This is a genomic window from Aureimonas sp. AU40 (assembly GCF_001463785.1).
In the GTDB taxonomy this organism is placed as follows: domain Bacteria; phylum Pseudomonadota; class Alphaproteobacteria; order Rhizobiales; family Rhizobiaceae; genus Aureimonas.
Genome location: NZ_BBWL01000018.1, coordinates 16,812 through 29,959, shown reverse-complemented (window position 1 = coordinate 29,959; position 13,148 = coordinate 16,812). Strand labels below are relative to the sequence as shown.

13 protein-coding genes are annotated in these 13,148 nt (G+C 65.1%); 8 read left to right on the top strand and 5 right to left on the bottom strand.

Going from position 1 to position 13,148, the window contains the following annotated elements; all coding sequences use genetic code 11:
• The first annotated feature begins 99 nt into the window (after positions 1-99).
• The 4 genes from AUL32_RS26235 (at position 100) to AUL32_RS06785 (ending at position 4,583) form a co-directional block, all read left to right on the top strand.
• Positions 100-2,163, top strand: coding sequence for a M10 family metallopeptidase C-terminal domain-containing protein (locus AUL32_RS26235; RefSeq protein WP_062112993.1), 2,064 nt, complete (start codon positions 100-102; stop codon positions 2,161-2,163).
• 98 nt (positions 2,164-2,261) lie between these two features.
• Positions 2,262-2,777: a hypothetical protein gene (locus AUL32_RS06795; RefSeq protein ID WP_062112990.1), complete on the top strand. Its 516-nt coding sequence runs from the start codon at positions 2,262-2,264 to the stop codon at positions 2,775-2,777.
• 416 nt (positions 2,778-3,193) lie between these two features.
• Entirely contained in the window at positions 3,194-4,066 is an 873-nt protein-coding gene (yddG, locus tag AUL32_RS06790; protein ID WP_062112987.1) for an aromatic amino acid exporter YddG, read from the top strand.
• A 160-nt stretch (positions 4,067-4,226) separates the two neighbouring features.
• Positions 4,227-4,583, top strand: a complete 357-nt coding sequence (locus AUL32_RS06785) for a hypothetical protein (RefSeq protein ID WP_062112984.1) — start codon at positions 4,227-4,229, stop codon at positions 4,581-4,583.
• A gap of 140 nt (positions 4,584-4,723) precedes the next feature.
• Here the strand turns inward: AUL32_RS06785 and AUL32_RS06780 are convergent, their stop codons facing one another.
• Together AUL32_RS06780 and gloB are read right to left on the bottom strand one after the other, a co-directional pair.
• Positions 4,724-5,170, bottom strand: a complete 447-nt coding sequence (locus tag AUL32_RS06780; protein ID WP_062112981.1) for a cupin domain-containing protein — start codon at positions 5,168-5,170, stop codon at positions 4,724-4,726.
• The gene (gene gloB, locus AUL32_RS06775; protein ID WP_062112977.1) at positions 5,167-5,934 is read right to left on the bottom strand and encodes a hydroxyacylglutathione hydrolase; all 768 of its coding nucleotides are present in this window, start codon (positions 5,932-5,934) and stop codon (positions 5,167-5,169) included. Before gloB ends, AUL32_RS06780 begins: the two co-directional genes overlap by 4 nt.
• Positions 5,935-6,074: 140 nt before the next feature.
• On the opposite strand from gloB, the gene AUL32_RS06770 reads away from it, so the two are divergent.
• Together AUL32_RS06770 and AUL32_RS06765 are read left to right on the top strand one after the other, a co-directional pair.
• Positions 6,075-6,866 carry a class I SAM-dependent methyltransferase gene (locus AUL32_RS06770; protein WP_062112974.1) on the top strand — a complete coding sequence of 264 codons (792 nt, stop codon included), beginning with the start codon at positions 6,075-6,077 and terminating at the stop codon, positions 6,864-6,866.
• A gap of 34 nt (positions 6,867-6,900) precedes the next feature.
• The gene (locus tag AUL32_RS06765) at positions 6,901-7,884 is read left to right on the top strand and encodes an aldo/keto reductase (protein WP_062112971.1); all 984 of its coding nucleotides are present in this window, start codon (positions 6,901-6,903) and stop codon (positions 7,882-7,884) included.
• Positions 7,885-7,904: 20 nt separating this feature from the next.
• On the opposite strand, the gene AUL32_RS24460 is transcribed toward AUL32_RS06765, so the two are convergent.
• The 3 genes from AUL32_RS24460 to metX form a co-directional block, all read right to left on the bottom strand.
• Complete coding sequence (locus tag AUL32_RS24460) at positions 7,905-8,963, bottom strand: RelA/SpoT domain-containing protein (protein ID WP_082659353.1); 1,059 nt, start codon at positions 8,961-8,963, stop codon at positions 7,905-7,907.
• 130 nt (positions 8,964-9,093) lie between these two features.
• Positions 9,094-9,747 carry a methionine biosynthesis protein MetW gene (metW, locus tag AUL32_RS06760; RefSeq protein ID WP_062112969.1) on the bottom strand — a complete coding sequence of 218 codons (654 nt, stop codon included), beginning with the start codon at positions 9,745-9,747 and terminating at the stop codon, positions 9,094-9,096.
• Positions 9,744-10,928: a homoserine O-acetyltransferase MetX gene (gene metX / locus AUL32_RS06755; protein ID WP_061977202.1), complete on the bottom strand. Its 1,185-nt coding sequence runs from the start codon at positions 10,926-10,928 to the stop codon at positions 9,744-9,746. The genes metW and metX overlap by 4 nt, the downstream gene beginning before the upstream one ends.
• Positions 10,929-11,078: 150 nt before the next feature.
• On the opposite strand from metX, the gene hisC reads away from it, so the two are divergent.
• Both hisC and AUL32_RS06745 read left to right on the top strand, forming a co-directional pair.
• A complete protein-coding gene (gene hisC, locus AUL32_RS06750) occupies positions 11,079-12,182 on the top strand; it encodes a histidinol-phosphate transaminase (protein ID WP_062112966.1) in 1,104 nt (367 codons plus the stop codon).
• On the top strand, positions 12,179-13,141 hold the full coding sequence (locus AUL32_RS06745; protein WP_062112964.1) for a prephenate/arogenate dehydrogenase family protein: 963 nt from the start codon (positions 12,179-12,181) through the stop codon (positions 13,139-13,141). Before hisC ends, AUL32_RS06745 begins: the two co-directional genes overlap by 4 nt.
• Positions 13,142-13,148 lie beyond the last annotated feature (7 nt).

The window sequence follows — 13,148 nt, the reverse complement described above, 5'->3', positions numbered from 1 at the left end:
CGTGGTCACGCTGGCGCAGGGGACGCAAGCGTAGGATGAGCGCAACCTAGAGGCCGCGCTCCCCATCGGCCGATCCAGTCGGAAGGCGAAACGACGAGCATGTGCGTCCTGTGCGGCAATCTTCTCCATCAGGCGTCCGGCGCTCTCGCCGGCGATCTCTCGTTTCAGGCGCTCGGAAATGCCGATCGCGGCGGCACCGCCTCCAACGGCAAGCCGTCGCTGGCATCGGACGCGGCCGGTGCGCAGATCGGCCGCTACGACCTGACATGGAACGGCCAAGGCGCGGGCGCGCTGGGAAAGGCGGCCAACCTCACCTACGACTTTCGCACCGTGGCGCCGAGCCAGATGCCGAGCGACACGAGCGGCTTCTCCGCCTTCACGCCGCAACAGGCCGCCCAGGCCGAGATCGCGCTCCAGTCCTGGGCCGATGTCGCCAGCCTGACGTTCAAGCATGTCAGCCCCGGCGCGGCGACGAAGGCGGGCGCGGCCGACAGCGCGCAGATCCTGTTCGGCAACTATAGCAGCGGCATGGCGGGGGCTGCGGCGTTCACCTATCTCCCCACCAATGCCGGCAAGTCCAATCTCGACGGCGACGGCTGGTACAACTCGTCCTATGGCTACAACACCAGCCCGGAAAATCTGGCCTTCGGGCGCTATGTGCTGACGCACGAGATCGGCCACGCGCTTGGCCTCGCCCATCCCGGCGACTACAATGTCGGCACCGGCACCCCGACCTATGCCTCGAGCGCGGTGTATTACGAAGATTCCGGCCAGTACACGATCATGAGTTACTGGTCGGAGATGGAGACTGGCGCCAATTTCGGCGGCGCCGATCCCTCCTCGCCGATGATGGACGACATCAGCGCCATCCAGCGCCTCTACGGCGCCAACATGAACACCCGCACGGGCAACGACACCTACGGCTTCCATTCCAACACCGGGCGCGACTTCTTCTCGGCCGCGAGCGCCGCCTCGAAGCTGGTCTTCTCGGTCTGGGACGCGGGCGGGCAGGACACGTTCGACTTTTCGCTCTACACGCAAAACCAGGTGATCGACCTGCGCGATGGCTCCTTCTCGAATGTCGGCGGCCTCGTCGCCAATGTCTCGATCGCGCGCGGGGTCGTGATCGAGAACGCGCTCGGCGGCGCGGGGGACGACCGGATCATCGGCAACGCGGCCGACAACGTCCTGCGCGGCAATGGCGGCAACGACATATTGATCGGCGGCGGTGGGAACGACACGCTGGACGGCGGCGCGGGCATGGACACGGCGGTGTTCTCGGGCACTCTTGCCAGCTACGTGCATCAGCTGGCGATGAACGCGACGGTCATCCTGCACGAGAGCGGGGCGAACGGGGCGACGGATCGGGCTCAGTCCGTGGAGCGCTTCGAGTTTTCCGACGGCGCGGTACGGCTCGACGCCAGCCAGCCGCTGTTCGATCCGTTCTTCTACCTGAAGACCCAGCGCGACGTTTATGCCTCCGGCTCGGACGCGCTCGCCCATTTCCAAAGTTACGGCGCGCGCGAGGGGCGCGATCCCAACGCCTATTTCAGCGTGTCGGGCTATCTCGCGGCCAATCGCGACGTGGCGGCGGCGGGGGCCGATCCGCTCCGGCATTTTGCCGCCTTCGGCCAGAAGGAAGGGCGCGATCCCTCGCTCGCCTTCGACGTCAAGCTCTATCTGAAGTTCAACCCCGACGTCGCGGCCTCCGGCATGGGTGCGCTCGAGCACTTCCTCCTGGCGGGAAAGGCCGAGGGACGGGCGAGCTACAAGATGATCGGCGACGGGCTGGGCGCGGACGGGTTCGACGCGACCTATTATCTCTTCGCCAACCCGGACGTCGCGGCCGCCCATGTGGACCCCCGTCAGCACTACGCCACGAGCGGATACCTCGAAGGGCGCAAGCCCAACGCCCTGTTCGACACGCGCTTCTACCTGAAAACCAATCCCGACGTCGCCGCCGCGCATGTCGACCCGCTCGCCCATTACAACGCGAGCGGCTGGCGCGAAGGGCGCGACCCCGCCGCCGCCTTCCACACGGCGGACTATCTCTCCAAGAACACGGACGTGGCGCTCGCGGGCATCAACCCGATGGACCACTATCTTGCCAGCGGCATCTATGAGGGACGCGGGATCGCCGACTTCAGCGCCATGATCGCCTGACATACGAGGCGCGGCTGCGACACGCCGCCGCGCCGCGCATCCGGGAAACACCGAGACCGTTGGGTGGGCAAGGAACCACCGACACTCGGGAGACCCCCATGTCCACCACGGCTGAGCATACCGATCCCAAGCTTTGGGAGAAGGTGAAGGAAAAGGTCACGAAGGGCGCCAAGGGCGGCAAGCCCGGCCAATGGTCGGCCCGCAAGGCGCAGATGGCGACTGCCGAATACGAGCGCGAGGGCGGCGGCTTCAAGGGCGAGAAGCGCGAGGACAACAGCCTGCAGCAATGGCAGGAGGAGGACTGGGGCACCAAGTCCGGCAAGAAGAGCGGCGAGACCGGCGAGCGCTACCTGCCGAAGGAAGCCCGCAAGGCGCTGTCGGACGACGAGTACAAGAAGACGAGCGACAAGAAGCGCCGCGACGCGAAGAAGGGCAAGCAGCACTCCGCCCAGCCCAAAGACGTGGCCGAGAAGACGGCGGCGCACCGCGACAAGGACGGCAAGGCGGCGGGCGATCGCAGCAAGGCCGAGCTTTATGCCGAGGCCAAGAAGCGCGACGTCCCCAACCGCTCCAAGATGAGCAAGGCCGAGCTGGAAAAGGCGCTGGCGCACTGAACTGCATGTGAAAGCCTGAGAGACTGTTTGACCACTCGGCGGCGGAGAGCCGCCGAGTGATTTCCGTCCGAAGACAAAGAGCAAAGCTCAAGTGATCCCGCCTGGCATGGCCAAGCATTCGCGACGACGTCGGCGGCGAAAAGAACCGACCCGCCAGCCTGCACGAGACTTTTGTCAGGCGCTTTGAGTCCGCGCGTATCCGCGTGTCGGCCACTAAACGGGCGCGGAGCAAGCTGGCGGAGTCCGTCTCGGGCGGCTGTCGCTCCTTCCCGCGCATTCTCCGGTTCCTGTATCGCTCTGCCTCAGCAGCGCGAAACGCAGTTCGAGCACGGCGCAACCGATCGGTGCCCGCCGAACCGTTTGACCCCGCCCCTCCCCTTCGCTACCCGCAGACAGGGCTGCGAAGAGGGAGAGCGATGGCGACGGCACTGGGGTTTTCGGCCATTCTCATGTGGTCGCTTCTGGCGCTTCTGACGGCGCGAAGCGGAGCCGTGCCGCCGCTCCAGCTCAACGCCATGTGCTTCGCGCTGGGAACGCTGGTTGGGCTCGTCGCGCTGCGCGTCCGGCGCGTGCCGCTCGCCGTGTTTCGCCAGCCGCCAAGCGTGTGGCTCCTCGGCATTGCCGGCCTGTTCGGCTACCATGCGCTCTACTTCGCGGCGCTACGCAACGCGCCGGCCGCCGAGGCGAGCCTCATCGCGTATCTCTGGCCGCTCCTGATCGTGCTGGGTTCGGCCATGCTGCCGGGCGAGAAGCTGCGCTGGTTCCATCTGGTCGGCGCGCTCCTGGGTCTTGGCGGTGCGGGGCTCATCATCGCCGGTCGGGGCGGCGGCCTGTCCTTCGAAGGCAGCCATGGGTTCGGCTACGCGCTGGCCGGGCTCTGCGCCCTTACGTGGTCCAGCTATTCGCTGCTCTCGCGCCGCTTTCGCGACGTGCCGAGCGACGTGGTAACAGGCTTCTGCGCGGCGACGGCGCTTCTGTCCCTACCCGCGCACTGGATGTTCGAGACGACGGTCTGGCCGGCCTCCCCCAGCGAATGGCTCGCCATTCTCCTGCTCGGCCTCCTGCCGGTCGGCGCGGCCTTCTATGTCTGGGACTACGGTGTCAAGCGCGGCGATATCCAGCTGCTCGGCGCGGCCAGCTACGCCGCGCCGCTTCTCTCGACGCTGGTGCTGATCCTCTTCGGCGAGGCCAAGCCCTCCCTCGCCCTGGCCCTCGCCGCCTGCCTCATCACGCTCGGCGCCGTCCTCGCCGCCCTACCTCTGTTCCGGCGCCTCATGGCCATAGCCTGAGCACGGCGTTCGCGCGCATTGCCGGTCGGCCACCCGCCTTGAGAGCAGGGTGGGTTTCGCGTAACGTTGCGTCACTCGGCTTTACACGCTGAGACTCTGCCGTATCGCCAAGCCTCAAAAACTAAACGATAAGGTTCATCCCGTAGCAAGGTGGGACATCGTGACCGGCATGACCTTCAAAAACAAAGTCGATGAACACCCGGTCATGGTCGTCGGAACCTTCATGGTGGCCGCCTTCGTCGCCGGCATCTCGGTCATGAAGTTTGTCGAAGAAAACCGAGCGCCCCATGAACCCAGCGACGTCATCACTCTGGTTCAGCAGATCAGGGAGGTTCTGGATCAGAACGTCAAACTGACCATCGAGAACGCCCAGCTCAAGGGTCAGATCTCTCCCCAGAAAGCTGCCGACACTCAGAAGAAGGCCGACGAGATCATTGGCGGCGTCAACATAGACGACATACGCGAGCACGGCATCTTCGGCGGACCCAATAGCTTTTTTCGAAAACCGCTCGGTTGACGGTTTGATCGAAGGGCGACGCGCCGCCGCTCTGTCATCGCTCGCATGACGGTCCGGGGTACGGATCGGGCGCGGGCCGCGCCCTCGCCCGCCGCCTTCATCCTGCCCCCTTCATGCGACCCATGCCGCCATCGAAGGCGTCACCCGCCCCGCGCCGGGCGCGGGGTCGGGCGCCAGTCCTTGGGAGCCATTTCGAAGCTCTCGAAGCGGAAGCCCGGGGCGACGGTGCAGCCGACCAGCGTCCAGTCGCCGAGGCTCGTCGCCGTCTGCCAGCAATTGGCCGGAACGACGATCTGCGGCAGTTCTCCGATCAGGACGTTCGATCCTAGCCGGTGCGACGAAGCGTCGTGGCCGTTGGGCGAAAGGGTGAGCGCCAGCGGGCCGCCGGCGTGCCAGTGCCAGGTCTCGGCCGCGTCTGTGACCCGGTGCCATTCGGAGGTCTCGCCCGTGTCGAGGAGGTAGAGGATCGCGGTGGAGCGCGACCGCCCCTCCCCGTCCACCGCCGCGTCGCGAAAGGTCTCGCGATACCAGCCGCCTTCGGGATGGGGTTCGAGCCGCAGCTTGGCGATGACGTCGCGCGCTTTCAATATCCGTTCCTCTTCTCGCGCAGGGCCGTGAAAACCGCGACGGGATCGGCGCCGGCCATGCCGAAGGCCGCCTGCAGCTCGGGATCGTCGGCACGCAGGAACGGATTGGTGCGCTTCTCGCGTCCGAGCTGGACGGGCAGGGTCGAGCGATGCTCGACGCGCAAAGTCTCCACCTCCTTCACCCGCTCCTGCAGGAGGAGATTGCCGGGATCGACATCCACGGCGAAGCGCGCGTTGGTGGCGGTGTATTCGTGGCCGCAATAGAGCATCGTGTCGTCCGGCAGGGCGCGCAGGCGTTGCAGGCTTTCCCACATCTCAGCGGCGTCCCCCTCGAACAAACGCCCGCAGCCGAGCGAGAAGAGAGCGTCGGCGGCAAACAGCGCCTTCTCGCCGGGCAAATAGTAGGAGATCTCGCCCGCCGTGTGGCCCGGCGTGTCGATCACCTCCACCTCGATCGCGCCCAGCGCGAAGCGCTCGCCGCCGCGCACCGGCCGGTCCAGCCCGGGAATGCGTGTCGCCTCATCGGCGGGGCCGATGATCTCGGCGCCGAAGCGGGCCTTCAGCGCCTCGTTGGCGCTGACATGGTCGTCATGATGATGCGTCGTCAGGATATGGGTGAGCCGCCAGCCCTCGCGCTCCAGCGCCTCAAGGATCGGTGCCTCCTCCGGCGCGTCGATCGAAAGCGTCAGCCCGGCTTCGGGATCGTGGACGAGCACGCCGAAATTGTCCCGGCGGCACGTGAATTGTCGGATCTCGGCTGTCATCGCGCGGCGTCCCCTCTGGCTTGTCGGATGAGACATAGAGCGCCGGGCGCCGGAGCCGAAGGGCCCCACGCAAAAGCCCGGTGCCAAGCGGCGCGGTGTGGGGTAGGGTCCGCCCGAACGAGGCAGCCGCGAGGTTGGGATTGAACGCCGACATCGTCGATATTCGGGACTTCTACGCGACACGGCTGGGCGAGGCCGCGGTGCGCTCCGTTTCTACCGCGCTGGAGCCGATCTGGAAGCCCATCTCGCAGGAGCGGCTCGTCGGGATCGGCTATGTCACGCCCTATCTCGACAAGCTGTCGCGCGACGCCGAGCGGGCGCTGGCCTTCATGCCGGCGGCGCAGGGGGCGACGAACTGGCCGCCGCAGGGCCGCTCGCTGACCGCCCTCGTCCACCCGGCCGAACTGCCGCTGGGCGACGCCTGCATCGACCGCATCCTGATGGTCCATGCGCTGGAGTTCGCCGAAAGCCCGACCGAGATGCTGAACGAGGCCTGGCGCGTGCTCGCCCCCGGCGGGCGTCTCGTCCTCGTCCTGCCGAGCCGGCGGGGCGTCTGGACGCGCTTCGAGCATACGCCCTTCGGCTCGGGTCGGCCTTGGTCGCGCGGCCAGGCGACGCGGCTCCTGCGCGAGACCATGTTCACGCCCTCGGGCTTCTCCGAAGCATTGCACTTCCCGCCCTTTCGCCGGGCGGGCCTCCTCAATCTCGTTGGCGTCTGGGATCGGATCGGGCGGCGCTGCTGGCCGCTTTTCTGCGGGGCGATCATCCTGGAGGCGACGAAGCTTGTCTATCGCGGCATTCCCGTCACCCATGGAGAGAAGCAGCGGCTGAAGCGCCTTCGCCCGGTTCTCGTGCCGCACGGCGCGCCGGCGCTGCATCGGGAAGCGGAGGCGGTGCGCCCGCCGCCCCGCCCCGGCGGCGAGCCGGCCTGACGCTCCTCCTACAACCCTTCTTCGGAAAGATCCCATGCAACAGCGCAAGCTCGGCCCCGATCTCAGCGTCTCCGCCCTCGGCCTCGGCTGCATGGGCATGTCGGAATATTATGGCGCGGGAAACGACGCCGAGTCGCTCTCCGTCATCCATCGCGCGCTCGATCTCGGCCTGACCTTTCTCGACACGGCCGACATGTACGGTGTCGGCCACAACGAAGAGCTGCTGGGCAAGGCGTTGAAGGGGCGGCGCGACAGCGTCGTCCTCGCCACCAAGTTCGGCAATGTGCGTGGGCCGAAGGGCGAGCGGCTCGGCATCAACGGCCGGCCCGACTATCTCAGACGCGCCTGCGACGCCAGCCTGAAGCGCCTCGGCGTCGAGATGATCGACCTCTACTACCAGCACCGGGTGGACCCGAACGTGCCGATCGAAGACACGGTGGGCGAGATGAGCCGCTTGGTGGAAGAGGGCAAGGTGCGCTTTCTCGGCCTGTCGGAGGCCGGGGTGCCGACCATCCGCCGCGCTCATGCCACGCACCCCATCGCCGCCCTTCAAACCGAATACTCCCTTTGGAGCCGCGAGCCGGAGGAAGACATCCTGCCGACTTTGCGCGAGCTCGGCATCGGCTTCGTGCCCTATTCGCCGCTCGGGCGCGGTTTCCTGACCGGGCGCTTCACCTCGACCGAGGCGATCCCCGAGGACGACTACCGCCGCACCTCGCCGCGCTTCGTGGGTGAGAATATGGAGAAGAACCGCCGGCTGCTGGTGACGGTGGAGGGTGTCGCGGCGCGCCACGAGGCGCGGCCCTCGCAGGTGGCGCTGGCCTGGGTTCTGGCGCAAGGCTCCGACATCGTGCCCATCCCCGGCACCAAGCGCATGAAGTACTTGGAAGAGAATGCCGACGCGGTGAATGTCACGCTGTCGCCGGACGATCTCGCCGAACTGGACGAGGCCTTCGCGCCGGGCAAGGTCAGCGGCGCGCGCTACGGCGAGGCCAGCATGAAGGCGGTGGGTTTGTAGGAACGCCCCCTTAAATGTAACTACCGTCGTAGGAGGTTAACGAAATCGACGGGATCGTTAAAATAATTTCTATACGCACTTCGAAGTTGCGCAGGCTCACCTGTCACATAGACCGCATTTATACTCTCATCTGTAGCTTCAAGTTGATTAGAGCGTGCGATTGCATCTTGTGCATTCGTAAAAACTTCAACTTCTAGAGAATACTCACCATTATCTTTTGATACAATATTTAGGACATTATGCTTTTTCAGTTTTTCAAACTGACCAAATTGACGCATAGCGCTCAATCTTTGAAGTATAAGAAGTTTGTCTTCTAGTACGAAAAATTCCTCCTCCAAGACGTCGTCAGTTAGCTCAAGGAATGATTTTCTCTTAACTTCATGGCGTCGGGCAATTATCTCACTTGCCATTGCAAAGAAACGACCGCGCTCATCCTCTGCATAACCGAATTTAGTACGCTGCCTATCAAGGATATCGGAAATCTCCAAAGCAGTAGCCCACGCATGCTGAGGACGTGAACGATACTGAACTTCGACCATTAACCCTTGCCATGGATCAGATTTGGCATTCCCAAACCGATGCGGCCGAGGATTGTGCAGAAAAACATCATGAATGCCACGGTATCCAGTAATTTTAGGCCGCTCAATGTAATTATACTTATCCAAATCATCATGCTTAAGCTTGTGATTAACATTCTCCATCACCTTTGGAGAGAGGACAAATGTCCTGAATTTCACAAGATCATCGATGCTTTTGAAAATAAGCCGGCAGCCAGCGAAATCTTGCATGCTGGTAACATCTCTTATAAGAGGAGTTCCATCAGGCTTTTTTCGCTTCAATTTATCGATTACTGTGTTTCTTCTTTTCAAGCGCTGAGCGAATTCCGCATCCACGCCCGAAGACCTAATCTTATTACGAAGCCAAACTTTAAAGGTGTTAATTGCATACCCATGCGCGGCTCGCCACTGATCTACAGCATCAAACTCAGCATCAGAGGCCCCTCCATCGGCTATAGCTTTCCCTGCAGCTCGGACAATTGACTTCGGCATAGGTGGCTCGGGAAAGGCCATAGAGATCATCTCCAAAAACTAGGAAGTAGAATAACTCAACCTTCCTGCGATTTTCAATAATCTCCTATCCTGAAGTCTTAGTGATCCGAAGAGCGTTCTTAAAGCCATTCTCTCCCCTCGCCGCAGGCACATTTCGCGCCTATCGCTTGAGGACGAACACCGCCTGCTGGCCGAAGAGGTTCCAGAACCACCAGGGCATGCGCATGCCCATCCGCTCGCCGGCGGCGTTCAGCGCGATAGCGCTTTCCACTTCGGCGCCGACCTCACGCGTCAGCTCGACGAAGTCGCGGATCGTGCAGAAATGGATGTTGGGCGTGTCGTACCAGGCATAGGAGAGGTTGCGGGTCACCGGCATCCGGCCCTTGAAGAAGAGCGAAAAGCGCACCGACCAGTGGCCGAAATTGGGGAAGGACACGACGACGCGCCGGCCGATGCGCAGAAGTTCGGCCAGCACCAGCTTGGGATTTTCCGTCGCCTGGATGGTCTGCGACAGGATGGCGTAGTCGAAGGCGCCGTCGGGATAGTGGACGAGGTCGCGGTCGGCGTCGCCCTGGATTACCGACAGGCCGCGCCGCACGCATTCGTTGACGCCGGGTTGGGACAGCTCGATGCCGCGCGCGTCCACCCCCCGCCGGCTTTCCAGAAGCGACATGAGCGAGCCGTCGCCGCAGCCGATGTCGATGACGCGCGAGCCTTCCGCCACGAGATCGGCGATGAGGGCGAGATCGTCGCGCCGCTCGGGCGTCTGCGCCACCTCGGCGGTCGTGGGAACGGGTGCGTCCGTCGCGCTCATGGCTGGAGACCCCTGGCCTTGGCGGCCGACGAGACGAAGCCCTGCACCGCGCCGAAAAACTCCGGCTCCTCCAGGAGGAAGGCGTCGTGGCCGCGATCGGTCTCGATCTCGACGAAGGAGACCGAGGCCGCGTTGGCGTTCAGCGCATGGACGATCGAGCGGCTCTCGCTGGTGGGAAACAGCCAGTCGGACGAGAAGGACACGAGGCAGAAGCGCGTTCGCGCGCCCCGGAAGGCCTCGGCCAGCCGGCCGCCATGCTCGGCCGCGATGTCGAAATAGTCCATCGCGCGGGTGAGATAGAGATAGGCGTTGGCATCGAACCGATCGACGAAGGTCATGCCCTGGTGGCGCAGGTAGCTCTCGATCTGGAAATCGGCCTCGAAACCGAAGCCGAGCTTCTCGCGGTCCTGCAGGTTGCGCCCGAACTTGCGATGAAGCGCGGCCTCCGAGAGATAGGTGACGTGGGCGGCCATGCGCGCCACCGCCAGCCCCTTGTGGGGGCGCGTGCCGTACTGGAGATAATGGCCGCCGCGCCAGTCGGGATCGGCCATCACCGCCTGCCGGCCGACTTCGTGGAAGGCGATGTTCTGCGAGGAATGGCGCGCGCCGGTGGCGATCGGCAGCGCCGCGAAGACGCGGCCGGGATAGGCCACCGTCCATTGCAGGCACTGCATGCCGCCCATGGAGCCGCCGATCACGGCGAAGAGTTGGTCGATGCCGAGCCGGTCGATCAGCATGGCCTGCGCCCGCACCATGTCGGGAATGGTCAGGACCGGCAGGTCCAGCGCATAGGGCAGGCCAGTCGAGAGGTCGATCGTCGCCGGCCCCGTCGAGCCCATGCAGGAGCCGATGACGTTGGAGCAGACGACGAAGAAGCGATTGGTATCAATCGGCTTGCCCGGCCCGATCAGGGTGGACCACCAGCCTTCCTTGCCGGTGACGGGGCTGCGGCTCGCCGCGTACTGATCCCCCGTCAGTGCGTGGCAGACATAGATCGCGTTGGATTTCGCCGCGTTCAGCTCGCCATAGGTCTCGTAGGCGATGTGGAAGGGCGAAAGCGTGCGGCCCGCGTCGAGGCGCAGCGGCTCGTCCTCGCCGAAATAGGCGACCTTGGACGAGGGCTGGCGGGCCTCGCGGATGCCGAGGTTTTCCCCGGTGACAGGATCGGCGATGATGGACATGCCTATCCTGCTATCGACTGGCGCGAGCGAGCGCAACATTCTTCGCCTGAAGCCCTGCCCCGCCGCCCCGCGTGGCGCTCGACAAGCCGGCGCGGCGGGTCTATTCGACCCCTCGAAACCTTCCCCGCAATCTTCGCAGGCTCGATCGTCATGTCCGAACAGCGCGCGCGTCCCGTTCCCAAGCCCGGCGTTCTCGACATCGAAGCCTATGTGCCGGGCAAAAGCCGCGCGCCGGACGGCGTCAAGCTGCACAAGCTCTCCTCCAACGAGACGCCCTTCGGCGCCTCGCCCAGCGTCCAGGCCGCCTTATCGGAGGTCGCCGCGCATCTCGAACTCTATCCCGACGGGCAGGCCAATGCCCTTCGCCAGGCGATCGCCGAGGTGCACGGGCTGAACCCCGCCAACATCCTGTGCGGCAACGGCTCGGACGAACTGCTGGGGCTTCTGGCGCAGGGCTTCCTGCAGGCCGGCGACGAGGCGGTCCACACCGAGCACGGCTTTCTCGTCTACGATATCTACATCCGTGCGGCGGGCGCAACGCCGGTCGTGGCCAAGGAGCGGGACGAGCGCGCCGAGGTGGACGCGATCCTTGCCGCCGTCACCCCGCGCACCAAGATCGTCTTCCTCGCCAACCCCAACAACCCGACCGGCACCTACCTGCCGGCGGACGAGGTGCGGCGCCTCCATGCCGGCCTGCCGTCGCATGTGCTTCTGGTGCTGGACGCGGCCTATGCCGAATATGTGCGTCGCAACGACTATGCGGCGGGCGTCGAGCTCGTGTCGGAGAACGAGAACGTCGTGATGACGCGCACCTTCTCCAAGATCCACGGGCTGGCGAGCCTTCGCATCGGCTGGATGTACGCGCCGGAAGCTGTGGTGGACGCGCTGGATCGCATTCGCGGCCCCTTCAACCTCAACGCCATGGCGATCGCGGCCGGCGCTGCTGCGATTCGCGACCGCGCCCATGTCGACAAGACCGTGCGGCACAACGACGAATGGCTGGAGCGGCTGACGAACGAGCTGACGGCGCTCGGCCTTCGCGTCACGCCTTCGGTCGGCAATTTCGTTCTGGTGCATTTCCCCGAAGGCGCCGGGCGGACGGCGGCCGACGCCGACGCCTTCCTGACCGAGCGGGGATTCATCCTGCGCCGCGTCACCGGCTACGGCTTTCCCAACGCGCTGCGCCTGACGATCGGCTCGAGCGAGGCCAATCGCGGCGTGCTCGCCGCTCTCGCGGAGTTCTTGGCCCGATGACCACGCCGCTCTTCGACAAGGTCGCGCTGATCGGCATCGGCCTGATCGGCTCCTCGATCGCCCTCAACATTCGCGAGCGGGGCCTCGCGCGCGAAACCGCCATCGCCACGCGCCGGCCCGAGACGCTGGCGCGCGCCCGGGAACTGGGCCTTGGCACGAGCTACCATCTCGACCCGGCCGAGGCCGTGGACGGGGCCGATCTCGTGATCCTCTGCCTGCCCGTCGGCTCCTGCGGCGCGGCCGCCGCCGCCATGGCGCCAAGGCTCAAGTCCGGCGCGATCGTCTCCGACGTCGGCTCGGTCAAGGCGGCCGTGGTCTCGGCCGTGCAGCCGCATCTGCCGGCCCATGTCCATTTCGTGCCGGGCCACCCGATCGCCGGAACCGAACAGTCCGGCCCCGATGCCGGCTTCAAGGAACTGTTCGAGAACCGCTGGACCATCCTGACGCCGCTGCCCGACACGGACGAGGCGGCGACCGAGCGTCTCGCCCGCTTCTGGCGCGCCACCGGCGCCATGGTGGAGACCATGACGCCCGAGCACCACGACCTCGTGCTCGCCATCGTCAGCCATGTGCCGCATCTCATCGCCTACAACATCGTCGGCACCGCCGCCGATCTCGAGACGGTGACGCAGTCCGAGGTCATCAAGTTCTCGGCCTCGGGCTTTCGCGACTTCACGCGCATCGCCGCGTCCGACCCGACCATGTGGCGCGACATCTTCCTCAACAACCGCGAAGCGGTGCTGGAGATGCTGGCGCGCTTCTCGGAGGATCTGGCCTCGCTGCAGCGGGCCATCCGCTGGGGCGACGGCGATTCGCTGTTCGACCTGTTCAGCCGCACGCGCACCATCCGCCGCTCCATCGTGGAAGCGGGGCAGGACACGGCGGACGCCAATTTCGGACGCCAGAAGCCGCGCAAGGATGCCTGGGACGAGACCGGCGAGACCGTTCCGGGCGAGTAGGCTCGCC